Raw genomic sequence first — 23,040 nt, forward strand, 5'->3', positions numbered from 1 at the left:
AGGCTACTCCGTCTCGCAGGGAACGGCGGCCCCGGGCGTCGCGCCCAGGGCCGCGGGGATCACCAGGGCTTCGCCGGCGCTCAGCCAGGGGCCGAGCCAGGGCGCGAAGTCCCCGGCGAACTGGCGCGGGGTCTGGTCGGACAGGTCGTTGCCCGAAAGGGTGACCTCGCCCAGACCGGCGGCGCGCAGGCCCTCGCGGTTCCGGGCCAGGCGGTTGTCGGCCAGAAGCACCGGCCCCCTGCCCGACTGGTCCCGGACCTCGACCCCGGCCGAGCCGTTGGACAGGATCACGTTGTCCTCGACCCGCGCGGCGCCGGTGTGGGACAGGCGCAGCCCGGCCGTCCGGTTGGCCGCGATGATGTTGCCCCGGACCGTCACGCAATCCGCATGCCCGATGGAAATGCCGGCCCCGGCATTCGCCAGCACGACATTGCCGCGCAGATCCAGGTTCCTGACATTGCCCTCGACCTGGATGCCGTTGCCGCCCGCGCCCTGGATGGTGTTCGCGGCGACCCTCACCCCGTCAAGCTCGCCCGAGAGGCGCAGGCCCGCCCCTTCTCCGCCGGCGCTGATCCGGTTGCCGGCGATCACAAGGTTCCGCCCGTCGCGGACGACGACCGCGCCCGACCCGCCCAGCCGGTTCCCGGCAAGGACCAGCCCGTCCGCCCCCTGGAAGCCCAGGCTGACGACGCGCTCGAAGCCGCTGTCGGCCACCACCGGAGAGGCGGGCGATTGCAGAAGGCCCGTGGTCAGGACCGCGACGCCGCGAAAGGCCGTCGGGCCCTGGAAACCCAGGTCGGCGAAGCTGGCGCCCCGGGCCTGAAGGCTGCCCCGGCCGGTGACCAGAAGGAACGGCCGGAAGGCCTTGACGACCGGGTTCTCGCCGCCATCGCCGCGCAGGCTGGCCCCGTCGATCCGGATCGCGCCGAAGCTGAGCAGGAAGGCCCCGCCGGCGGTGTCCATCTCCAGCTCCTCCCCCTCGGTCAGGACCAGCGCCGCGCCGGGCCAGACGACGAGGGGACGTTGCAGATGCCAGACCTTGCCCTCGCGGCTGACCAGCCCGCTTGCCGCCTCCAGGTCGGCCAGCCGCGCGGTGCCGGACATGAGGTAGATCACGTCCGTCCGCCCATCCTGCGCCAGTTGCAGCGCAAGATGCCCGTTGCCGCCCGAGAGGATGGACAGCTGGGTCAGGGCCACCTGGACCTCTCCATCGCGCACATCCGGCGCGACCTCGGCCAGTACCGGGGGCTCGGGCGGTGTGACCGCCGGCAGGCCGCCCGCCAGTTCGCCTGCCAGTGCCGCCAGCCTGCCGGTATCGGCCTTGCCGGCAAGCTCGGCGGTGATGGCCGCATGCAGCCGGGCGTCCGGCTCGGCGCCCAGAGGGGCGGCGAGGAGGCAGGCGGCCAGCAGTGGCGGCCCAAGTCGCATCAAAGAACCTCCGGCAAGACGGGGACGCTGGTCCGGTGACGCCGGGCGGTCGGGGCGATCTTCTGCGGCTGGGTCTCCGCCGCGCTGCGGAATTGCAGGTGCATCAGCTTCAGCTCGCGCTCGGCCGTATTGGTCAGGGGCAGCGCGTGGTCGGCGTCGATCACGATGGTCTGGCCACGGCGGAGCGTCACCTCGGCCCCGTCGATCTTGCAGCGCCCCTCGCCGGCCATCACGGTCAGCAGGCTGGGCCCCTGCCCGGTGCCGTTGACCTGCAGGCTTGCGCTGCGGTGCACCGTCATGATCCGCATGTCGTGGCTGGCATCCGAGGCCAGCGTCTGGATCCGGCCCCAGGGCATCTCGCGCGTGGTGTGGCTGGAAACCTCGCGCCGCTTCTGCGCCTTCAGTTTCTCGACCACCTGCTTGACGTCCTGGGCAAAGGCGCGCTGGGTGACCAGCACCGCATCAGGCGTGTCGATGACCACCGTATCCTCCATCCCGATCACCGCGACGAGGCGGGTCTCGCTCTGGATCAGCGAGTTGCGGGTGTTCACGGCCATCACGTCGCCATGCAGCACGTTGCCGTCGCGGTCCTGGTCCGAGATCTGGTAGACCGCGTTCCAGGCGCCCACGTCGTCCCATTGCACGCCATGCAGCGGCGCCAGGGCGATGTTCGGCGTGCGCTCGAAGATCTGGCGCTCGGTCGGCTCGTTCGCGGCGCGGCGGAAGGCGGCCTCGTTCAGGACGATCCCCAGCGTCCGCATCTCGGCCCCGTCGACGGCGGCAGTCACCGCGGAATGGGTGGTCGGATCCAGACGGCGGAACTCCTCGATCAGGGTGTCGGCCCGCATCAGGCTGATGCCCGAGGCCCAGTAGACGCCCCCGGCCTCGATCAGGCTTCGGGCATGGTCATAGCCGGGCTTCTCGACGAAGCCGTCGACACGGTGCAGGCCGGCGTAATCCTGGTAGGCCCCGCCGTCGGTGATGTAGCCATAGCCGGTTTCGGGATAGGTCGGGATCACGCCGAAGCTGACGATCCGCCCGTCCTGCGCCGCCGGAAGCATCGCGGAGATGATCCGGTTGATGTCGCCCTTGATCACGTGATCCGAGGGCAGGACCAGGATCACCGCCCCCGGGTTCTCGCGCCGGGCGCAGATCGCGGCGGCAAGGACGGCGGGGCCGGTATTGCGGCCGACCGGCTCTCCGATGACGCGGCCCTGCAGCTGAAGCTCGTCCAGCTGACGATGGACCAGCGCGGCCTGACCGGCGTTGGTGACGACGAGAGGCGGCGCGAATGCCTCGGAACGATGGCGCTGCAGGGTGGCCTGGAAATAGGTCGGACTGCCCTTTCCCAGCGTCGGCTGGAACTGCTTGGGCTGCTCGACCCGGCTCATCGGCCACAGGCGCGAGCCCATGCCGCCGCACAGAACCACGGGAACAATGCAATGTGTCATGGTTGATCGGCCTCTGCATCAGGGATTGAACGGTTGATCACAGCCGCCAGGGGCTGCAGGGCGCCGGGAAGCGACCGGCGCAGGGTGACCTCGGCCAGCTGGCCCACAAGCTCCTCGGCCAGGGGTTCGGTCGGGATCAGGCGGAAGGGCACCGGCTCTCCGGGCGCGGCGGTGCCGAGGCCGTCGGGGGCCAGCCGGGCCGTGACCTCGCGGCCTCCCGCGAAGCCCAGCTCGATGCTTCCGGCCTGGGCCAGGTCCAGAAGCCGGTCCGGCGGCACCGATCCGGTCACGACCACCCCGGCATCCGGGTCCGAGACGCGCAGGACCGGATCGCCGGCAAAGACGGTCGAGCCGGCCTCGACGCCCAGCAGCTGCACCCGGCAGTCGCAGGGCATGGTGACGGACAGCGCCTGCCCGGTGTTCGAGCGGATCGCAAAGGCGACCTCGCCCTGCTTCGCCTCGGGGTTGAGAAAGTCGATCTGGCCGGTCGCGGTGGCCGCCAGGGTGCGGCCGTCCAGCCCGGCGACCGCAGGGGTCGCCAGCGTCACGGTGAAGACACGCTGGACGACCTTCACGGCGACCAGCCCGGCCAGCCCCGCCGCAAGGACCAGCAGCGCCGCGGTCCCGCCAAGGCCGCGCAGCCAGCGCCGGCGGGCCTGCGGCTGCCCGGTCTTCGGCCTGGCCCCGGCCGGAGGACTGATCGACAGCACATCGCCCAGCGTCACCAGGTCGCCCGCGATATGGGCGTTCATCAGGTGCCGCAGCTGCGGCAGATGATCGCCGAGCGGATCCAGGAACTCCAGCATGGCGGTGCCCCGCGCGGCGTCCACCTCCTGCATCCGCACCTCGATCGACAGGGCGACGACGAAGCCCCGGAACCGGAACACCACCAGGGCAAGCCGCTCGGTCCCGGCCGATTGCGGGTCGATCAGCCCGCTGATCCCGGCGCGCACCAGCGAGATGCCGCGCCCCATGTATTGCCGCCCGGCGATCTCGACATGGAAGGGCATGTCCAGCATCGGATGGTCGGCCGGTCCGGTAAGCGCCATCTCGGCGGACTTGAGAGAGGGTCTGGCTTGGTCCAAGGGTCGGTCCTTTCGCGGCAGGTTTCAGACAAGCCCCGACAGCAGCATGATCCCGAAGGTCAGCCAGCCGAGCGCGAGGGCGTGAACGCAGGTGGAGCCATAGCCGCGCAGCCGGGCGGCAAGGGGCAGGCGGGCGGCGGCGGGGCCGGACTGGCGGGTCCAGCGCTGCCGGTCGAGGCGGAAGAGGACGTAGCTCTTCACCGCGGCGCCGACGATCTGGCCGAAGTAGAGCAGCATCGGATAGGTGATCGGGAAGCCCCGGCCCCGGATGCTGGCCAGGACCCAGCAGAAGATGTAGCGGGTGGCCATGACCCAGGCGACATAGGCCGGGATCACCAGGGGCTCGACAAAGGCCGCCGCCAGGATGACCGAGATCGGCCCGGCCAGCGTGGTCCAGATCCCGATCTTTTGGTCAAGGATCGACCACCAGGTGAACAAGCCGATCTGCGACGGCCGCAGCGCCAGCGCCCGCCCGTTGGTCCGCAGCATGTTGCCGAACCAGCGGATCATCAGGGTGACCGCGCTGTCGACGAAGCCGGGCTTCGGCTGGGTTTCCATCGACAGCGAGGTGACGTCCGGCAGATACAGCATCTTGTAGCCGCGCTGCAAAAGCCAGAACCAGGTGGACTTGTCGTCCCCGGTCAGGAAGTCGACCCGTCCCAGCCGCCAGTGATCGATATGGTCGTGCTGCACCAGGCGGATGAACTCGTGCTGGGTGGCAAGGTCGGCGCGGAAGACCGACATGCGCCCGGTCAGGGTCAGGACCCGGCCCGACAGGCCCATCGAACTCATCATCATCTGGCGCTGGGTGAAGCGCAGGGCGAACCAGTCGGCGAAAAGGCCCGGCTCGCGGATCTCGACCGCCTCGTCGGTGGTCAGCGCGCCCACCTCGGGATCGGTGAAGAAGGGCGTGGTGGCAGCGATGATGTCCTGCGGCACGCAGCTGTCGCCGTCGACCAGCAGCAGGATGTCCCGGCGCGACGGCGCCTGCCGGGCGATCAGCCGCAGGGACCGGGCCAGCGCGTCGCGCTTGCCGGTGCCGGGGATCTGGTCCACCACCAGCTCGACCCCGTCCATCGGCACGTCCATCAGCGCGTGGATGCGCTTGATCAGGCGCAGATCGGCGGTATCGACGACCGAGGCGACGATCGTCGCCCCGCCCGGCGCCGCCGCCGCCGCCCGGAACAGCGCATGATAGACGCGCTTGGTGGTGTCGGTGTCGATCTTGTAGCTGGTGATCAGGAAATAGGCGTGGCCGCGCACCGGCTCGGCCGCCTGGGCGGCAAGGGCGCGGGCCTTCAGCCGCGGATAGGCGACGGCCTGATACCAGACCGCGCGCAGGTAGTTGACCGCCGCCCAGCCATAGCGCCAGATCCCGACCGTGCCGACCACGATCAGCCCGTCCGAGACATGGCCCAGCGCCCCCGGCGGGATCGCCAGCACCAGAAGCCCCAGCACCGCGAGGTAGATCAGATGGCCAAGGATCACGCGCAGGCGGGTCATCTTACCAGCAGATCCCTTCATAGCTGCCTTCCGACTTCTGGCCCGGCTTGATCCGGGTCAGGTCGATCATCGGGCGGTTGCCCAGGGCCGCCTGCAGCGGCGGGATCGCCTCGTCGTAGCGGTTTCCGACCAGGACCAGGTCCGACCCCGCGATCAGCTCGTCGATCGAGGGCACCAGCCGGCTGCCCAGCGCGATGTCATGCTCCAGACCCCGGCCGGCGACGGTCGCGTCGTTGGCGAAGGCCTCGCGCACGAAGGGGTCGTAGACGGAAAGCTGGACGCCGCGCCCGATCAGCCGCGCCGCCAGCTCGGCCAGCGGGCTTTCCCGGATGTCATCGGTTCCCGGCTTGAAGCTGATCCCCACCATGCCCACCCTGGTCTTGCCCGAAGCCTCGATCATCGCCTCGGCCCGGGCGATCTGCGCCGCGTTGCCCACCAGCACCGCATCCAAGAGCGGTGAGGCGACCCCCCGCCGTGCCGCGAAGGACCGCAGCGCCCGCACGTCCTTGGGCAGGCACGATCCGCCAAAGGCAAAGCCGGGGCGCAGGAAGTCGGGACTCATCGAGACCTTGCGGTCCGAGCAGAGGATCGCCATCACGCGCTGGCCATCCAACCCGGCTGCCTTGGCAATGTTCCCGATCTCGTTGGCAAAGCCGACCTTGACCGCCCGCCAGGCGTTCGAGGTGTATTTCACCATCTCGGCCGTGCTGACATCGACCAGGTTGATCTCGCAGTCGAGACCCCGGTTCAGCTCGGTCAATAGCGTCCCGGTCGCGGCATCCAGCGCACCGAAGACGATCAGGCCCGGATCCTGGTAATCGCGGATCGCGGTGCTTTCGCGCAGGAACTCGGGATAATATCCCACGCCGAAGTCCCGCCCGGCCTTCAGGCCCGAGGCCTGTTCCAGCAGCGGGATGCAGGTCCCGGCCATGGTTCCCGGCACGATGGTCGAGCGCAGGATGACCGAATGGAACCCGTCATGCCCCGGCAGCGCCCGGCCGATCGTCTCGCACACGGCCCGCACATGCCCCAGCCCGACCGAGCCGTCGGGATCGCTGGGCGTGCCGACGCAGACGAACGAGGCATCGCTGCCCTGCACCGCCGCGGCGGCATCGGTGGTGGCTCGCAGCCGGCCCGAGGCGACGACCTGTGCGATCAGTTCGGGCAGGCCCTTCTCGACGATGGGCGAGCGCCCGGCATTGATCGCGGCGACCTTGGCCGGGTCCACATCCACCGCGACGACCTCATGCCCGTCGCGGGCCAGACAGGCTGCCGACACCACGCCGACATAGCCGATACCAAAGACTGCAAGCCTAGCCATATCCGTTTTCCTTCCTTCGACCCGCGTCGGGGTCTGTCATCCGATGCAGCACCGCAGCATCAACCACAGGGTAGGCACCCGGTTCCGGCCGATGACAGTCAGGCAAAAACCCGACGTGATGTTTGATTTTTCGGGATAATTCCTGACATTCCCTACATGGATCGCTACAGCTAAACCCGCGGTGTAGGGAAATGGCTGACAGAGGGTTTCTGCAGACGCGAAGGTCGTCGCGCCGCCGATCGGGCGGCTTTCAGATCTGGTTGAAGGTCGGCGCCTGGCTCAGCCGACGGTGAGACGGGTCCTGTCGACCCAACCCTGGGCGATGGCAAATTCGACGATCTGCCGCCGGCCCGAGAGATTCAGCTTGCTGGAACCGCGCGCCTTGTAGGTTTCGATCGTCTTGCAGGACAGATCCAGTTCCTTGCCGATTTCCTTCAGCGATTTGCCATGCGCCACGGATTTCAGCACGAAAAGTTCGCGTTCGGACAGACGGGCGTCCTGCGAGGCGATGGGCGGGTCTTCGGCGCCGGGTAGCGCGATCGCCGCCGCAAAGGCTGCATCAATGAATATCCCGCCCTGCGCCGTGGTCAGCAGGGCGATCTTGAGAATGTCGAAGGGCACGGTCCTGGGCAGGATGCCGCGAAAGCCTGCGGCGATGCAGTGCCGCGCAAGCTCCACCGAGTCCGAGCTGGAATACCCCACCACCGACCGCCCGAAGGGGCCAAGGTCGCGGATCAGCGCGGCGGGGGGCACCTTGTTTTGTGCAGGGTCGAGGAGGAGGACGTCGAAATCCCCGGCCGCGGCGGGATCGGGCGCCGGTCCAAGAAAGACCGTCCGCGCCGAAAGGCTCATGTCCTGGGCCAGAAGGGCTGCGATGCCATCGGCAAGCAGCGGGTTGGCGTCAATGATGGCGATGTTCAACTGGGTTTCAGTCGAATGCATTTTCGCGCCTCGGTCAGGACATTCGGGTCAGGCGCACTGGTTCGCAGGTGCGACGAGAACAGGCTCCGGTCCGACGATCAAACCATCCGTGCCGGGATTGGTTCCAGACAATTGTTTCGGGACCGGCGGAAACACCCGCTGGAAGGCGGGGAAAGCCGCCTATACGCATGCGCTTGCGCCATTCCTTCGCGAAAAAAGGCGGGGTCGGCGGCAGGGATGATTGCCGCCGATGCCCGGCCGGGTCTCAGCTCTCGCGGAACTGGTGGGCGACGGCGCGGTTGTGCCGCTCGTGCGCGGCGTCGCTGCGCGCGATCAGGGTGTAGAACATCGGCACCACGAACAGGGTGAAGACCGTTCCGATCAGAAGGCCGGTGAAGATCACCAGGCCCATGGCCTGACGCGCGGCCGCGCCGGCGCCCTCGGCGATGATCAGCGGCACGACGGCAAGCACCATCGCCGCCGTCGTCATCAGGATCGGCCTGAGCCGCGTCTTCGCCGCCGCGACGATGGCCTGCCGCCGCGACGCGCCCTTCGTCTCGCGCTGCTGGTTGGCGAATTCCACCATCAGGATGCCGTGCTTGGTGATCAGCCCGATCAGGGTGATCAGCCCGACCTGGGTATAGATGTTCAGCGTGCTGGCCCCGAAGAACAGCGGCAGCAATGCGCCGAAGATCGACAGCGGCACCGACATCAGGATGATGAACGGGTCGCGGAAGCTTTCGAACTGGGCCGCCAGCACCAGGTAGATCACCACCAGCGCCGCGCCGAAGGCCAGGAGGATGGTGTTCCCCTCGCTTTTCTCCAGCCGCGACTGGCCGGAATAGTCGATGAAGAACCCGTCCGGCAGGACTTCGGCCGCGATCCGCTCCAGTTCGGCCAGGGCGACGCCGGTCGACAGGCCAATCATCGGCATGGCCGTCAGGCTGGCCGAGTTCAGCTGGTTGAACTGCTCGATCGAGGCGGCGGCCACCGTGGGGGTGATCGACACGACCGAGGCCAGCGGCACCATCGCGTCCGAGCGGGAGCGGACGAACAGCTGTTCCAGCCGCTCGGGGTTGTCGCGCCATTCGCTCGGGACCTGGGTGATCACGTCATAGCTGTTCGAATCCCGGTCGAACTGCGCCACCGCGCCGCCGCCGATCAGAAGGCCAAGGGTCGAGCCGATGTCGGCGACCGTCACCCCCAGAAGCGCCGCGCGGTCGCGGTCGATGGTGACGCGGACCTGCGGCGCGTCGAACGAAAGGCTGTTCTGCACCACGATGAACATGCCCGACTGCATCGCCTTGGCCCGGATCTCCTCGGCGATCTCGACCACCCGCTCGGGCGCGTGGATCGACTGGATCACCATGGCGATCGGCAGCCCGCCCCCGGCCCCCGGCAACGAGGGCGGGGCAAAGGCAAAGCTCTGCAGCCCCGGCGTGCCGTCCAGGATGCCCTGGATCTGCTGCTGGATTTCCTTCTGGCTGCGGTTCCGGTCGGCCCAATCCTTCAGCGCCCAGATGTAGAAGCCGGTATTCGCGGCCCCCCCCATTCCCGCGACCGAGAACGAGGTCTGCACCTCCTCGATATCGGCGGTGCGGCGGCCGACCTCGCGGCTGAAGGCGTCGGTATAGGAAAGGGTGGCATAGCGCGGCCCGTTCATGATCGCGAAGAGGGCGCCACTGTCCTCCTCCGGCGCCAGTTCGGAGGAGGTGTTCAGGAACATGAACCCGGTGGCCCCCAGCAGCGACACCACCATCAGCATGGTCACCGGCCGGTAATCCAGCGAGGAGGAGACCCGCCGTTCGTACCAGTTCGAGACCCCGGTCAACGTCCGGTCGACGACCCGCTGGAAGCGGCCCGGCTCGCCCTCGTGCAGAAGGCGGGCGGACATGGCGGGGGTGATGGTCAGGGCCACCACGCCCGAGATGACCACCGACCCGGCCAGCGTCAGCGCGAATTCGGTGAACAGCGCCCCGGTCAAGCCGCCGGTGAAGGCCAGGGGCGACAGCACGGCGGCAAGCGTGATCGTCATCGCGACCACCGGGCCGGTGATCTCCTTCATCCCGGTGATCGCCGCCTGGGCCGGGTGCATCCCGTCGTCGATATGGCGGTGGATGTTCTCGACCACGACGATGGCGTCGTCGACCACAAGGCCGATGGCCAGCACCATGGCCAGAAGGGTCAGGAGGTTGATCGAATAGCCCAGCGCCAGCATCACCGCGCAGACGCCGATCAGCGACAGCGGGATGGTGACGATCGGCATCACCACCGAGCGGAACGAGCCGAGGAACAGCAGGATCACCACCATGACGATCACCACCGCCTCGGCGATCGTCTTGAACACCTCCGAGATCGAGGCCGCGATGGTCTCGGTCGAGTCGTAGACGAGGTCGATGGTCATGCCCTGCGGCAGGGTCGCCACCAGCGCCGGCAGCGCCTCGTTGACGTTGGTGGCGACATCCAGCTGGTTCTCGCCGGGCGCGGGGACGATGCCGATGAAGGTGCCCGGCTCGCCCGCAAAGGTCACGATGGCGTCGGCCGAGCCCGAGGCAAGCTCGATCCGCGCCACGTCGCGCAGCCGCACCACGCCGTCCGGCCCCTGCACCAGGGGCAGCGCGCCAAAGGATTCCGGCGTCTGGATCGTGCTGTCCAGCGTCAGCGCATAGCTGAAATACTCGTTCTCGGTCTTGCCCGGCGCCGAAAGGAAGTTCGACGACCGGATCGCCGCCAGCACCTCCGAGGCGGTAACCCCCCGGGCGGAAAGCTCCAGCGGGTCAAGCCAGACCCGCATGGCGAATTGCTGCGCCCCCAGGATCTCCATCTGGGCCACGCCCGCGATGTTCGTCACCCGGGGCCGCACCACGCGTTCGAGGTATTCGTTCAGTTCCTCGGGCGACATGTTCGGGTTCTGCACCGCAAGATACATCAGCGCGAAGGTCATGCCGGTGCCCTTGACGATCACCGGATCCTCGGTGTCCTGTGGCAGTTGCCCGCGCACCTGCTGGACCTTGGACATCACCTCGGTCAAGGCGACATCCGGGTCCGCGCCCAGCCGCATCTGCACCGTGACCACCGAGGCCGACTGCCGCGACTGGCTGGTGACATAATCCACGTTCTCGGTGGTCGAGACCGCCGCCGCGATGGGCGAGGTCACGAAGCCCTGGATCAGGTCGGGCGCGGCGCCGGGATAGACGGTCGTGATGGTGATCACGCTTTCCGAGACTTCCGGATATTGCCGCACCGGCAGGTTCAGGACCGAGGCGAGGCCGACGAACAGGATCATCGCCGCAAGAACGGTGGAGAGGACGGGCCTGCGGATGAAGAGTTCCGAAATATGCATCTGCGGCCCCTATTCGCCGGTGGACAGGTCGACCGACGTGTCGATCGCCACCTTCGCCCCGTTGGAAAGCCGGTTCTGCCCCGAGGTCACGACACGGTCGCCCGCCGCCAGCCCCTCGGTCACCTCGATCTGGCCGCCGTTGCGCCGGCCGGTCTGGACAAAGACCTGCGCCGCGGTCAGGGCGTCGCCCTCGCCCTGCAGGACATAGGTATAGCTGCCGTAAAGGCTGGAGACGATTGCCGTCTGCGGGACCGCGATCACCCCCTCCTCGACCGGCAGCGAGACGCGCACCCGCAGGAACTGCCCCGGCAGCAGCTTGCCCTCGGGATTGTCCACCTCGGCCCGCACCTTCGCCAGACGCGAGTTCGGATCGACCTGCGGCTCGATCGCGATGATCCGTCCGGTGGCGTCGAAAGCGCCGACCTCGGTGCGGACCGTCACCTCGCGCCCCAGTTCCAGCGAGGAAAGCTGCTGCTCGGGCACGGTGAAATCGACATACATCCGGTCAAGATCCTGCAGCGTGGCATAGATCGTGCCGGGCACGACATATTGCCCGACCTCGACGCGCGGAATCCCGATCACCCCGGCGAAGGGCGCACGCAACTGCCTTGCATCCAGCGCCGCCTGCAACTGCGCCACCTGCGCGCGGGCGCTCTCCACCTGCGCCTCGGCGCTTTCCAGCGTGTTCGCGGCCCCCACGCCGCGCGTGGTCAGGGTCTCGGCCCGGCTGGCCTCGGCCACGGCCACGGCAAGCGCGGCCTCGCCGGCGGCAAGTCCCGCCTTCTCGGCCCGGTCGTCGATCTGCACCAGGACCTGATCCTCGACCACCTCGGCATTGCCCTTGAAGTCGATGCTGCGCACGAGGCCGCTCGATTCAGTCGCAAGATCCACCCCCCGCGCCGCGATCGCGGTGCCCACCGCCTCGAAGCCCGGTTCCCAGGACTGCGGCTGCACCTCAAGCACCGTCACCGGCACCGGCGGCGGCACGGCCCCGGCCATGAACTGCGCGATCATGTCGTCGCGGAAGAACTTGAACCATACGATGCCACCCACGATCAGCCCAAGCAGCACGATGGCGATAAGCAGGCGTTTGAACATGTCGTCTCTCGTTCAGCTGGAAATGGTCGGGCCGGAGGGCGCGGGGCCCTGTCGAATGGATCAGTGAACCATGTGTCGCCCATCGTGGCAAAGGTCAACCTCGGGCGGGCGTTATCGCCAACATTCCGTCACGCAAGGGCCCGGCCAGCGACGATAACCAGCTGGATTTCCAACGGCGCATCACCCTGGCCGCCCTCGCGCAGGAGGGCCGAGGCGAGGCGCGGTGTCACTGGCAGGCCGGGCGAATTCGTCCCGGATCGCCCTGCCTGTTCCTTGACCGTGGCGATCGCCATGGCCGAAAGGGCACGACGTCCGTCAGCGTTTGTCGATCCGGCGGGCAAGGCTGTCGCCGGCCCATTGCAGCCCGGCCACCATGACGATCAGGATCGCCACCACCGCCAGCATCACCGCGGTCTCGAACCGCTGATAGCCGTAGCGGATCGCAATGTCGCCAAGCCCCCCGGCCCCGACCGCGCCCGCCATGGCCGAGGCTCCGATCAGCGTCACCAGCGTGACGGTGAAGCCCGAGATGATGCCGGGCAGCGCCTCGGGGATCAGCACCTCGCGCAGGATGGTCCAGCGGGTGGCCCCCATGGCGCGGGCGGCATCGATCAGCGCGCGGTCGACCTCGCGCAGGGAGACCTCGGCCACGCGGGCGTAATAGGGCGCGGCGGCGATGGTCAGCGGCACGATGGCCGCCGCGATCCCGATGGCCGAGCCGGTGATCAGCCGGGTCAGCGGGATCACCGCGACCAGCAGGATGATGAACGGAACCGAGCGCAGCGCGTTGACCACAAGGCCAAGCGCCCGGTTCAGCGCCAGGTTCTGGAAGATGCCGTCGCGGTCGGTGGTGACCAGGATCAGCGCCAGCGGCAGGCCGATCACGAAGGACAGCGCCCCCGAGACGCCGGTCATCACCAGCGTTTCCCACAGTCCCTGCACCAGCAGGTCAAACATCGCGCGGGACATGGCCCAGCACCTCGATCGCGGTTGTTTCGGGTTCAAGCCGGGCAAGCACCGCAGCCACCAGGCCGGGATCACTGGTCCCCAGCGCCAGGAACAGACGGCCGTAAGGCTCGCCCTGGACGTCGTTCAGCCCGCCATGCAGCAGGCGCGGCGGCTGGCCGGTGATCTCCTCGATGATCGCCAGCAGCGGCTTGCGCGCGGCCGCGCCATAGACATCGACGCGGATCAGCGCCTGTTCGCCCTCGGGCGCGATCCGCACGGCCAGGTCCTGCGGCAGCACCGGCGACAGCCCGCGCAGCAGGCTGCGCGTCGTCTCGGCCTGCGGCGAGGCCAGCACCCGCGCGACCGGCCCCTGTTCCACGATCCGGCCCGCGTCCAGCACCAGCACCCGGTGCGCGATCTGGCGGACGACCTCCATCTCATGCGTGATCATCAGGATCGTGACGCCCAGCTGGCGGTTCACGTCCTGCAACAGCGTCAGGATCGCCTGCGTCGTCTCGGGGTCCAGCGCCGAGGTCGCCTCGTCCGACAGAAGAAGCAGCGGATCGGCCGCCAGCGCCCGCGCGATGCCGACACGCTGCTTCTGCCCGCCCGAAAGCCGCGCCGGATAGGTGTCCGCCTTGTCGGCCAGACCGACCAGATCCAATAGGTCCATCACCCTGGCGCGGCGCTGCGCGGCAGGCTGGCCCGCGATCTTTAGCGGCAGGGCCACGTTCTCGGCCACGGTTTTGGCGGACAAAAGGTTGAAATGCTGGAAGATCATCCCGATCCGGCGGCGGATCGGCTGCAGCGCCTGCTCCGACAGGCCGGTGATGTCGGTGCCGTCGATCTCGACCCGTCCCGCCTGCGGCCGGTCCAGCCCGTTCAGGCAGCGGATCAGCGTCGATTTCCCGGCGCCCGAGCGGCCGATCAGCCCGACGATCTCGCCGGCCTCCAGCGTCAGCGAGATGCCGTCCAGCGCCGGGCGGTCGGAGAACCGCCGCTCCACCCCTTCCAGCCGCACCACGGGGCGCTTCAAGCCGGTCATTCCATCTTTCCTTCAAATGCTGGCAGGCGCCCCCGTATCGGGCGCGCCTGCCGGAAGTTCAAGGGCCAGGGCTTACCAGGCCGGGGATGCCGCGCCCTTGTAGGCGGTGGCATAGGCCTCTTTCACCGCGTCGCTCTGGAAGGCGCTGCGCAGGGTCTCGACCCAGGCCGCGTCCTTGTCCTCGGTGCGGATGGCGATGAAGTTCATGTAGGGGTTGTTCTCGCCCGATTCCTGCGCGATGCGGAAGTCCAGCAGCCCGGCCTTGGCGGCCCAGTCGGTGTTGACCACGGCGGCGTCCAGATCGTCGATCGCCCGGCCCACGACGCCCGCGTCAAGTTCGCGCAGGTCGAAGTTCCTGGGGTTCTCGGTCACGTCGATCACCGTGGCCAGGATCCCGGCCTCGGGGTTCAGCTTGATCAGGCCCAGCTGCTCCAGCACCTTCAGCGCCCGGCCGCCGTTCGACGGGTCGTTCGGCAGGCCGATCACCGCGCCTTCGGGCAGTTCTTCCAGCGTCTTGTAGGTCTTGGAATAGACGCCGATCGGAAAGATCGCCGTGTCGATCACCGGGGTGATCGCATAGCCATGCGCCTCGATCTGGGCGTCCAGATAGGGCCCGTGCTGGAAGGCGTTCGCGTCGATTTCCTTGTTCGCCAGCGCCTCGTTCGGCTGGGTGTAATCGTTGAAGATCACCGTCTCGATGGTCAGCCCGGCGGCTTTCGCCTGTTCGGCCACGGCGGCCCAGACGGTCTCGTCCTCGCCGCCCATGATGCCGACCTTCAGGGTGGTTTCCTGGGCGCCGACGGCAGAGGTCAGAGCCAGCGCAGCCGCAAGGGCAAAGGCACCGCGGCGGGTGATGGAGATGATGGGCGACATTGGTATCCTCGTATCTTCGATGGTCCGGACAGCGCCGGAGCGGCACGGTTATCCCTCGCAGGCGCGGCAATGACAATGCGGCCGCAGAGAACACTTTGCCGATGTTCGCAGCCGCATCGGAATATCCGCGGCGATTTCACCCGCTGCGGAGAATACTGGCTGACGCCACCCGTCCGGCGCGTCGAATCAACTTCTCGAACCGCCTCGCTCCCGCCCGCCTCAGCCGCATTTCGAATGGCCGCAGGACCCGCAGGTCAGGCAGCCCTCCACCATCCGCAGGTCATAGCTGCCGCAGGCCGGACAGGACTTGCCGCGCGGGGTCTCGCCGACCCGCAACAGCTCGGCCTTCGGGTCGGACTTCAGACCCAGCCCCTCGCCTTCGATGAAGCCGATGTCGATCAGGTGGCGTTCGATCACCCCACCGATGGCCGCAAGGATCGAGGGGATATAGCGCCCCTCCATCCACGCCCCGCCGCGAGGGTCGAACACCGCCTTCAGTTCCTCGACAACGAAGGAAATGTCGCCACCCCGCCGGAACACCGCGCTGATCATCCGGGTCAGCGCCACGGTCCAGGCGAAATGCTCCATGTTCTTCGAGTTGATGAACACCTCGAAGGGCCGCCGGTGGCCCGCGATCACGATATCGTTGATGGTGATGTAAAGCGCGTGTTCCGAGCCCGGCCATTTCACCTTGTAGGTCTGCCCCTCCAGCGCCGCCGGACGGTCCAGCGGGTCGGACAGATAGACCACCTCGCCCCCGGTCACCGGCTGGGCCGCCGCCGGGGCCGTCTCCTTCTCCGAGACGGTCAGGACCGAGCCGGTCACGTCGTTCGGCCGATAGGTCGTGCAGCCCTTGCAGCCCTGGTCCCAGGCGGCCATGTAGACCTCCTTGAAATCGTCGAAGCTGATGTCGACCGGGCAGTTGATCGTCTTGGAAATCGACGAATCCACCCATTTCTGCGCCGCCGCCTGCATCCGCACATGGTCAAGAGGCGGCAGGGTCTGGGCGTTCACGAAATGCTCGGGCAGCGGCGCGTCGCCGTGCTTTTCCCGCCAGAGGCGGACGGCGTAGTCGACGACCTCCTCCTCGGTGCGGCTGCCATCCTTCTGCAGCACCTTGCGGGTATAGGCATAGGCGAAGACCGGCTCGATCCCGGAACTGACATTGCCCGCATACAGCGAGATCGTCCCGGTCGGCGCGACACTGGTCAGCAGGGCGTTGCGGATGCCATGCGCCCGGACCGCCTCGCGCACGTCGGCATCCATCTGCATCATGTTGCCGCTGGCCAGATAGCCCTCGGCCTCGAACAGCGGAAACGCCCCCTTCTCCCTGGCCAGATCGACCGAGGCGAGATAGGCCGACCGCGCGATGGCATGCATCCAGACCTCGGTGACCCGCGCCGCCGCTTCGGAGCCATAGCGCAGGCCCACCATCAGCAGCGCATCGGCCAGTCCCGTGACCCCGAGGCCGATCCGCCGCTTCGCCTGCGCCTCGGCCGCCTGCTCCGGCAAGGGGAAGCGGCTGGCATCCACCACATTGTCCATCGCCCGCACCGCGACCCGCACCAGATGGTCCAGCGCCTGCATGTCCATCGCGGCATGGGCGTCGAACGCATCCTTGACCAGCGTCGGCAGGTTGATGCTGCCCAGCAGGCAGGCGCCATAGGGCGGCAGCGGCTGCTCGCCGCAGGGGTTGGTCGCCGCGATGGTCTCGACATAGCCCAGGTTGTTCATCGCGTTGATCCGGTCGATGAAGATCACCCCCGGCTCGGCATAGTCGAAGGTCGAGCGCATGATCCGGTTCCACAGGTCCCGCGCCTCGACGGTCTTGTAGACCTTGTCGCCGAACACCAGTTCCCAGGGCCCGTCCGCCTTGACCGCCGCCATGAAGGCATCGGTCACCAGCACCGACAGGTTGAACATCCGCAGCCGCGCCGGATCCTTCTTCGCCTCGATGAAAGCCTCGATGTCGGGGTGGTCGCAGCGCATTGTCGCCATCATCGCGCCCCGGCGGCTGCCCGCCGACATGATCGTCCGGCACATCGCATCCCAGACGTCCATGAAGCTCAAGGGCCCCGAGGCATCCGCCGCCACCCCCGCGACCGGGGCGCCGCGCGGCCGGATGGTCGAGAAGTCATAGCCGATCCCGCCGCCCTGCTGCATCGTCAGCGCGGCTTCCTTAAGGCTGTCGAAGATCCCCGCCATCGTGTCCGGGATCGTGCCCATGACGAAGCAGTTGAACAGCGTGACGCTGCGCCCGGTCCCCGCCCCCGCCGTGATCCGCCCGGCGGGAAGGAACTTGAACCCCTCCAGCGCGGCATAGAACTCCGCCTCCCACCTGGCCGGGTCCGTCTCCACCTCCGCCAGGGCGCGCGCGATCCGCCGCCAGCTGTCCTCGACGCTGCCGTCGATGGGCGTGCCGTCCGCCTCCTTGAAGCGGTATTTCATGTCCCAGATGGCTTCGGCGATGGGGGCTTGGAATCGCGACATGCGGCGACGGGTCCTTGAACTTGTGGATAAGTCGGGGCGAACCCACAAGATACGCCTCTCCCCCCCGCGGGTCAACTTGCACCCGGCCCGCCAGCGGCTATCTTTGGCGCATGATCAACCTCCTCAAACTCTGCGTCGGCGCCGACTCGGTCGAGGACCTGCTCGACTGGCAGCGCGCGCAACGCCCGCGCTGGCCCGAGGGCAAGGCGATCCACGTCACCCGCATGTGGCCCCGGCGCGAGGCCGAGGTGCTGGACGGCGGCTCGCTCTACTGGGTGATCAAGGGCGTGATCCTGGCCCGCCAGCGCATCACCGACCTGCAGGAGGTGAACCTCGGCGACGGCATCCCGCGCTGCGCCCTGGTCCTCGACCAGGAGGTCATCCGCACCGAGGCCGCCCCCCGCCGCCCCTTCCAGGGCTGGCGCTACCTCGACCCCAAGGACAGCCCGCGCGACCTGCCCAGGGGTCGCGCCAAGGACGACCCCCTGCCGCCGGAACTGGCGCAGGCGCTGGCGGAACTCGGCCTGCACTGAACGGCCCGGGCAATTCGACCAGAATCGCGCTTCCTCCTGGCACAAATACCCGCCCGCCCCGAAGACCGCCCTCTGGCCCTGCCGCGCGAAACCCGCCACAACCGATGCCATGCCCCGCCCGCTCCTCCTCGCCGCGCCCGCCCTGTTCCTGCTTCTCTGGTCGGTCGGCTTCCCGATCGCCAAGATCGGCGTCCAGCATGCGGGACCCTTCACCCTCCTGGCCCTGCGCTACGGCATCGCCGTCCTCGTCCTCCTCCCCCTTCTTCCGATCCTGAAACCGGAGTTCCCGAAAGGCCGCGCCGCCTGGCACATCGCCGTGGTGGGCTTCCTGATCCAGGTCGCCTATTTCGGCCTGTGCTACCTCGCCTTCCAGTCCGGCGTCTCGGCCGGCGGCGTCGCGATCATCGTCTGCCTGCAACCGATCCTGGTCAGCCTGATCGCCCCCCGGATGGTCGGCGAGACGGTCGGCCGCGCCCGCTGGCTCGGCCTCGCGCTCGGCCTGACCGGGGCGGTCACGGTGATCCTCGCCCGTTCCGGCATCTCGCACGAACCGCCGCTCGGCATCCTGGCCGCCATCGGGGGCCTGGTCGGCATGACCGCCGCCACGCTGTACGAAAAGCGCTTCGGGACCGACAGCCACCCGGTCCCGGCCAACCTGATCCAATATGCCGTCGGCGCGGCCTTCACCCTGCCGCTGGCCTTCCTGGCCGAGGGGATGCAGGCCGACTGGACACCCGCGCTGTTCGGCACCCTCGCCTATCTGGTGCTCGGCAACTCGATGGTCGCGATCACCCTCCCGCTCGCGATGATCCGCGCCGGAGAGGTCGCCCGGGTCTCGGCGCTGTTCTACCTGGTCCCGCCGCTCGCCGCGCTTTCGGCCTGGCCCATGCTGGGCGAGGCGATGCCGCCCCTCGCCTGGGCCGGCATGGCGCTGGCCGGGATCGGCGTCGCCCTGGCCCGCCGCTAGGACCGTTCCTCGTTCGACGTCATCCCCTCGTCGCGGCGAGGAGTGACGAAGTCATCGACGAGCGGCCATCAGAAGGGCACGCCCGCAACCCCCAGCTTCGCCGCAAGCCGCGCATAGGCCGCCCGGTCCTCCGCCGACCACTCCGCCACCCGGCTGGCCCAAAGCACCGCCTGGCTGGAATGGATCAGCCCGTCCGACAGGATCCGCAGGTGATTCGCCCGCAGCGTCTCGCCCGAGGAGGTGATGTCGGCGATGGCTTCCGCCGTCCCGTTCAGCACCGTGCCCTCGGTCGCGCCCTGGCTGTCGACCAGCTGGTAATCCGCAACCCCCTGCGCCTGCAGGAAATCCCGGACCAGCCGGTGATACTTCGTCGCGATCCGCAGCCGATGGCCATGCGCCTTGCGGAAGGCCGCCGCCGCCGCGTCGAGGTCATCGACCGTTTCCACGTCGATCCAGACGTTCGGCACCGCGATGATCAGGTCGGCCCGGCCGAAACCCAGCTTCGCCACCTCCGCCACCTCGTCCGCGCCCAGCTGCTCGCGCACCAGGTCCGACCCCGTGACCCCCAGATGGATCCGCCCCGCCGCCAGTTCGCGCGGGATCTCCCCGGCCGAGAGCAGCACCGGCGCCACCCCTTCGACTCCCTCGACCACGCCGGAATACTCCCGGTCCGAGCCCGAGCGCCGCATCACCACGCCGCGCGCGCCGAACCAGTCGAAGCAGTCCTGCATCAGCCGCCCCTTGGACGGCACGCCCACCCGGATCATGCCAGCGCCCCCTTCAGCCGCGCGACCAGCCCCGGCCGGATCACCCCGCCCACCGCCGGGATGAAGGCCCCCGCCCCCAGCACCGCCGTCAGCGCATCGTAGCGTCCCCCGCTGGCGACCGGCGGCATTCCGTCCTTCAGGAAGCTGAAGACGAAGCCGTCGTAATATTCCAGCGCCGTCCGCCCATGGCTCGCCTCGAAGGCCAGCGTCGAGACATCCACCCCCCGCGCCGCCAGCGCCTCCAGCCGGGCCGCGAAACGGTCCACCGCCGGGCCGATCGCCGGCAGCATCGGTGCGATCCCGCGCAGATGGCTCAGGGCCGCCGCGGCCGGGGCTTCCAGCGACAGCAGATCATACAGCAGCGCCGCCTCGGTCGCCCTGATCGGCGCCGTCCCGGCATCCGCCACCAGCGCCTCGGCCCGCGCCGCGATCTCCTCGGCGGTGCGCAGCCCGACGAAGCTGCCCGCCTCCTCGATCAGCTGCGCGGGAGAGCCGGCGCGCAGCCGCTCCAGCAGGGCCAGCCGCCCGGCCGGAACCGGGGCCCGCCCGGCGAAGCGGTCCAGCAGCGCCTTGAACCGCACGGGCCGCCAGACATGCCGCAACAGCGCCGCCTTGCGGCCCTCGCTGGTCTCCAGCCCCCGGACGGCGGCCATCAGGATGCCGATATCCCCGGTCACCGGCCGCAGATCCAGCCCCGACAGCAGGTCGCGGAACAGCGCAAAGACCTCGGCATCCGCGACTTCGGTCGCCTGCCGGTCAAAGACCTCATAGCCCACCTGAAGATATTCCGACGCCCGGCCCGAGCCGCGCGCCTGCTTGCGGAAGACCTCACCCAGATAGGCATATCTGGCCGGCTCCGCCCCATGCGCCATATGCGCCTGCACCACCGGCACGGTGAAGTCGGGGCGCAGCATCATCTCGCCCTTGACCGGGTCGTCGGTCACATAGGCCCGCGCCCGGATATCCTCGCCATAAAGGTCCAGCAGTGTGCCCGCCGGTTGCAGCACATCGGCCTCGACCGGCACCGCGCCCGCCTGAAGGAAGGCCGCCAGAAGCCGCTCGCCCTCGGCCCGGATCACCGCCTTCGGGGTCATGCCTGCCACCCCCGGACAATCCGGCGCCCCTGCGGGGCAGACAGCGCCTCCCCTCCCCTCTTGTGGGGCGGGGGTGGGGGGAACGCCGCAAGTATCATTGCCCCAGCATCCGCTTCACCGCCGCCACCAACTCCCCGCGAGGCACCTCGACCTGCGCGGGCCGGTCCTTCCACTCCTCCAGCGTCGCGCTCTCGGCGATCTTTGCCCCCAGGATCAGGTCCTTCAGGATCACGCTGCCCTTCTCGGCCTCGTTCCCGCCCTGGATCACCGCGACCGGAGACTGTCGCTTGTCCGCATATTTCAACTGGTTGCCGAAATTCTTCGGATTGCCCAGATAGACCTCGGCCCGGATGCCCGCCTGCCGCAGCTCGCCCACCATCGCCATGTAGTCCGCCATCCGGTCGCGGTCCATCACCGTGACCACCACCGGCCCCGCCGTATCCGCCGTGCCGCGCCCCTTGGCCCGCAGCGCGGCCAAGAGCCGGTCCACCCCGATGGAAACCCCCGTCGCCGGCACGTCCTGCCCGGTGAACCGCTTGACGAGACCATCATAGCGGCCCCCCCCGGCGACCGAGCCGAACTGCCGCTTTCGGCCCTTCTCATCGAGGATCTCGAAGGTCAGCTCCGCCTCATAGACCGGCCCGGTATAGTAGCCGAGCCCCCGCACCACGCCGGGGTCCAGCACGATCCGGTCCGCCCCATAGCCCTGCGCCTCCAGGAGCGCGGCGATGCCCTCCAGCTCCGCCACACCCTCGGCCCCGATGACAGAGGCTCCCACCAGTTCCCGCAGCCGGGCGACCGTCTCGGCCCCGGTATCGCGCTTGGCGGTGGTGAAACCCATCACGACCTCGGCCTGCTCCGCCGACAGCCCCGCGCCCCTGGTGAAGTCGCCGCTCTCGTCCTTGCGGCCCGCGCCCAAGAGGGCCCGAACCCCCTCCGGACCCAGCCGGTCGATCTTGTCGATGGCCCGCAACACGATGCCGCGTTCGTCGTGCTTGTCCTCGCCCGCCAGTCCGGCGACCTCCATTACCCCGTTCAGGACTTTCCGGTTGTTGACCTTCACCAGATAGTCGCCCCTCGGGATGCCGACCTCCTCCAGGCAGTCGGCCAGCATGGCGCAGATCTCGGCGTCCGCCGCGACCGACCCGGACCCCACCGTATCCGCGTCGCACTGATAGAACTGCCGGAACCGTCCCGGCCCCGGCTTCTCGTTCCGCCAGACCGGGCCCATCGCGTACCTCCGGTAGGGGGAGGGGAGGTCGTTGCGGTACTGGGCGGCGACCCGCGCGAGGGGGGCGGTGAGGTCGTACCGCAGGGCCAGCCAGTCGGCATCCTCATCCTGCCAGGCGAAGACGCCCTCGTTGGGGCGGTCGACGTCGGGGAGGAACTTGCCGAGGGCCTCGACCGTCTCCACCGCCGAGGTCTCCAGCGGGTCGAACCCGTACCTGTGGTAGACCCCGGCGATGCGGTCGAGCATGGCTTTCCGTTCGGTGACCTCGGCCCCGAAATAGTCGCGGAATCCCTTCGGAGTCTCGGCGCGGGGGCGGCGGGGGGGCTTGTCGGCCATGGTCGGACCTTCGCTTTTGATCGGGGTCCGTGTATCGGATGGGGGGAGAGGCGGCAAGCGGGGGTGGGGATGGGTACGGTCGATCTGGAAGAGAAGGTGGCCCACCTGATCCGGGCGGTGGAGGACCTGTCGGACGTGGTGGCCCGGCAGGCCGGGGAGATCGCGGGGCTGGAGCGGCGGGTTCGGCTGCTGATGGAGCGGGCCGCGGAGGAGGAGGCCCTGCGGGGGGAGGCCCCGGAGGCGAACGTCCGACCGCCTCACTGGTGAGGGGTGTCCACGCAGGACAGGGTGGAGACCGCAAAGGATTCCAAGGGGTTAGCTGTGGGCGTTAGGGGTTTGTTAAGGGCATCAGGCGCTGGTATTTGCTTCTGCCGAAAGCAAAACGAACCCCAAATACTTAACCTCCTGAGTCTATCGAGAAAACGCTCCACGCAGTGCGACACGCAGGAATTCGGACGGCACTCCGTCCCGTGCAAGCTTTAGGGTCAGGACCCATTGATCTTCCACTTTCGGCGTGATTCAGGCTCCGCAAGGAGACTGACCTATGACCAACCTTTTTTGGCTGACGGACGTGCAGATGGCACGGCTGCAGCCCTTCTTTCCCAA

General features: G+C 68.5%; 18 protein-coding genes. 3 read left to right on the forward strand and 15 right to left on the reverse strand.

Going from position 1 to position 23,040, the window contains the following annotated elements; translation table 11 throughout:
• Positions 1-3 precede the first annotated feature (3 nt).
• The 12 genes from ACE3UA_RS12515 to ACE3UA_RS12570 form a co-directional block, all read right to left on the reverse strand.
• Positions 4-1,428, reverse strand: a complete 1,425-nt coding sequence (locus tag ACE3UA_RS12515) for a right-handed parallel beta-helix repeat-containing protein (RefSeq protein WP_374645566.1) — start codon at positions 1,426-1,428, stop codon at positions 4-6.
• Positions 1,428-2,879, reverse strand: a complete 1,452-nt coding sequence (locus ACE3UA_RS12520) for a mannose-1-phosphate guanylyltransferase/mannose-6-phosphate isomerase (protein WP_374645568.1) — start codon at positions 2,877-2,879, stop codon at positions 1,428-1,430. The genes ACE3UA_RS12515 and ACE3UA_RS12520 overlap by 1 nt, the downstream gene beginning before the upstream one ends.
• Entirely contained in the window at positions 2,876-3,964 is a 1,089-nt protein-coding gene (locus tag ACE3UA_RS12525) for a hypothetical protein (RefSeq protein WP_374645570.1), read from the reverse strand. The genes ACE3UA_RS12520 and ACE3UA_RS12525 overlap by 4 nt, the downstream gene beginning before the upstream one ends.
• A 24-nt stretch (positions 3,965-3,988) precedes the next feature.
• Positions 3,989-5,467, reverse strand: a complete 1,479-nt coding sequence (locus tag ACE3UA_RS12530; RefSeq protein WP_374645572.1) for a glycosyltransferase — start codon at positions 5,465-5,467, stop codon at positions 3,989-3,991.
• 1 nt (position 5,468) lies between these two features.
• A complete protein-coding gene (locus tag ACE3UA_RS12535) occupies positions 5,469-6,788 on the reverse strand; it encodes a nucleotide sugar dehydrogenase (protein WP_374645573.1) in 1,320 nt (439 codons plus the stop codon).
• A 279-nt stretch (positions 6,789-7,067) separates the two neighbouring features.
• On the reverse strand, positions 7,068-7,730 hold the full coding sequence (locus ACE3UA_RS12540) for a response regulator transcription factor (protein ID WP_374645575.1): 663 nt from the start codon (positions 7,728-7,730) through the stop codon (positions 7,068-7,070).
• Positions 7,731-7,974: 244 nt separating this feature from the next.
• Positions 7,975-11,052, reverse strand: a complete 3,078-nt coding sequence (locus tag ACE3UA_RS12545) for an efflux RND transporter permease subunit (RefSeq protein ID WP_374645577.1) — start codon at positions 11,050-11,052, stop codon at positions 7,975-7,977.
• A 9-nt stretch (positions 11,053-11,061) separates the two neighbouring features.
• Positions 11,062-12,150 (reverse strand): efflux RND transporter periplasmic adaptor subunit, encoded by a 1,089-nt coding sequence (locus tag ACE3UA_RS12550; protein WP_374645579.1) that lies wholly within the window; start codon positions 12,148-12,150, stop codon positions 11,062-11,064.
• A 315-nt stretch (positions 12,151-12,465) separates the two neighbouring features.
• Positions 12,466-13,119 carry a methionine ABC transporter permease gene (locus ACE3UA_RS12555; protein WP_374645581.1) on the reverse strand — a complete coding sequence of 218 codons (654 nt, stop codon included), beginning with the start codon at positions 13,117-13,119 and terminating at the stop codon, positions 12,466-12,468.
• Positions 13,100-14,143: a methionine ABC transporter ATP-binding protein gene (locus ACE3UA_RS12560; RefSeq protein ID WP_374645583.1), complete on the reverse strand. Its 1,044-nt coding sequence runs from the start codon at positions 14,141-14,143 to the stop codon at positions 13,100-13,102. Before ACE3UA_RS12560 ends, ACE3UA_RS12555 begins: the two co-directional genes overlap by 20 nt.
• A 72-nt stretch (positions 14,144-14,215) precedes the next feature.
• Entirely contained in the window at positions 14,216-15,016 is an 801-nt protein-coding gene (locus ACE3UA_RS12565; RefSeq protein WP_374645585.1) for a MetQ/NlpA family ABC transporter substrate-binding protein, read from the reverse strand.
• A 219-nt stretch (positions 15,017-15,235) separates the two neighbouring features.
• Positions 15,236-17,506 (reverse strand): adenosylcobalamin-dependent ribonucleoside-diphosphate reductase, encoded by a 2,271-nt coding sequence (locus ACE3UA_RS12570; protein ID WP_374645587.1) that lies wholly within the window; start codon positions 17,504-17,506, stop codon positions 15,236-15,238.
• A 110-nt stretch (positions 17,507-17,616) separates the two neighbouring features.
• Between ACE3UA_RS12570 and ACE3UA_RS12575 the strand changes: the two genes are divergently transcribed.
• Both ACE3UA_RS12575 and ACE3UA_RS12580 read left to right on the forward strand, forming a co-directional pair.
• Positions 17,617-18,039: a DUF1489 family protein gene (locus ACE3UA_RS12575; protein WP_374645589.1), complete on the forward strand. Its 423-nt coding sequence runs from the start codon at positions 17,617-17,619 to the stop codon at positions 18,037-18,039.
• 109 nt (positions 18,040-18,148) lie between these two features.
• The gene (locus ACE3UA_RS12580) at positions 18,149-19,006 is read left to right on the forward strand and encodes a DMT family transporter (protein ID WP_374645591.1); all 858 of its coding nucleotides are present in this window, start codon (positions 18,149-18,151) and stop codon (positions 19,004-19,006) included.
• 68 nt (positions 19,007-19,074) lie between these two features.
• Here ACE3UA_RS12580 and hisG read toward each other — a convergent pair whose 3' ends face one another.
• From hisG to hisS, 3 genes are all read right to left on the reverse strand, one after another.
• On the reverse strand, positions 19,075-19,773 hold the full coding sequence (gene hisG, locus ACE3UA_RS12585; RefSeq protein ID WP_374645593.1) for an ATP phosphoribosyltransferase: 699 nt from the start codon (positions 19,771-19,773) through the stop codon (positions 19,075-19,077).
• Complete coding sequence (locus ACE3UA_RS12590; protein WP_374645595.1) at positions 19,770-20,867, reverse strand: ATP phosphoribosyltransferase regulatory subunit; 1,098 nt, start codon at positions 20,865-20,867, stop codon at positions 19,770-19,772. The genes hisG and ACE3UA_RS12590 overlap by 4 nt, the downstream gene beginning before the upstream one ends.
• 94 nt (positions 20,868-20,961) lie before the next feature.
• A complete protein-coding gene (gene hisS / locus ACE3UA_RS12595) occupies positions 20,962-22,434 on the reverse strand; it encodes a histidine--tRNA ligase (protein ID WP_374645597.1) in 1,473 nt (490 codons plus the stop codon).
• 69 nt (positions 22,435-22,503) lie between these two features.
• Between hisS and ACE3UA_RS12600 the strand changes: the two genes are divergently transcribed.
• Positions 22,504-22,701, forward strand: a complete 198-nt coding sequence (locus ACE3UA_RS12600; protein WP_374645599.1) for a SlyX family protein — start codon at positions 22,504-22,506, stop codon at positions 22,699-22,701.
• Positions 22,702-23,040 lie beyond the last annotated feature (339 nt).

Origin of the sequence: Tabrizicola sp. (assembly GCF_041919135.1) — a bacterium.
Classification (GTDB): Bacteria; Pseudomonadota; Alphaproteobacteria; order Rhodobacterales; family Rhodobacteraceae; genus Tabrizicola.

Bases quoted from the DNA above. Each gene is read 5' to 3' on its own strand.
- hisS (WP_374645597.1), bottom strand. From the start codon at position 22,434: ATGGCCGACAAGCCCCCCCGCCGCCCCCGCGCCGAGACTCCGAAGGGA.
- ACE3UA_RS12600 (WP_374645599.1), top strand. From the start codon at position 22,504: ATGGGTACGGTCGATCTGGAAGAGAAGGTGGCCCACCTGATCCGGGCG.
- ACE3UA_RS12575 (WP_374645589.1), top strand. From the start codon at position 17,617: ATGATCAACCTCCTCAAACTCTGCGTCGGCGCCGACTCGGTCGAGGAC.
- ACE3UA_RS12515 (WP_374645566.1), bottom strand. From the start codon at position 1,428: ATGCGACTTGGGCCGCCACTGCTGGCCGCCTGCCTCCTCGCCGCCCCT.
- hisG (WP_374645593.1), bottom strand. From the start codon at position 19,773: ATGATCCGGGTGGGCGTGCCGTCCAAGGGGCGGCTGATGCAGGACTGC.
- ACE3UA_RS12530 (WP_374645572.1), bottom strand. From the start codon at position 5,467: ATGACCCGCCTGCGCGTGATCCTTGGCCATCTGATCTACCTCGCGGTG.
- ACE3UA_RS12560 (WP_374645583.1), bottom strand. From the start codon at position 14,143: ATGACCGGCTTGAAGCGCCCCGTGGTGCGGCTGGAAGGGGTGGAGCGG.
- ACE3UA_RS12570 (WP_374645587.1), bottom strand. From the start codon at position 17,506: ATGTCGCGATTCCAAGCCCCCATCGCCGAAGCCATCTGGGACATGAAA.
- ACE3UA_RS12550 (WP_374645579.1), bottom strand. From the start codon at position 12,150: ATGTTCAAACGCCTGCTTATCGCCATCGTGCTGCTTGGGCTGATCGTG.
- ACE3UA_RS12580 (WP_374645591.1), top strand. From the start codon at position 18,149: ATGCCCCGCCCGCTCCTCCTCGCCGCGCCCGCCCTGTTCCTGCTTCTC.
- ACE3UA_RS12545 (WP_374645577.1), bottom strand. From the start codon at position 11,052: ATGCATATTTCGGAACTCTTCATCCGCAGGCCCGTCCTCTCCACCGTT.
- ACE3UA_RS12520 (WP_374645568.1), bottom strand. From the start codon at position 2,879: ATGACACATTGCATTGTTCCCGTGGTTCTGTGCGGCGGCATGGGCTCG.
- ACE3UA_RS12540 (WP_374645575.1), bottom strand. From the start codon at position 7,730: ATGCATTCGACTGAAACCCAGTTGAACATCGCCATCATTGACGCCAAC.
- ACE3UA_RS12535 (WP_374645573.1), bottom strand. From the start codon at position 6,788: ATGGCTAGGCTTGCAGTCTTTGGTATCGGCTATGTCGGCGTGGTGTCG.
- ACE3UA_RS12555 (WP_374645581.1), bottom strand. From the start codon at position 13,119: ATGTCCCGCGCGATGTTTGACCTGCTGGTGCAGGGACTGTGGGAAACG.
- ACE3UA_RS12590 (WP_374645595.1), bottom strand. From the start codon at position 20,867: ATGACCCCGAAGGCGGTGATCCGGGCCGAGGGCGAGCGGCTTCTGGCG.
- ACE3UA_RS12565 (WP_374645585.1), bottom strand. From the start codon at position 15,016: ATGTCGCCCATCATCTCCATCACCCGCCGCGGTGCCTTTGCCCTTGCG.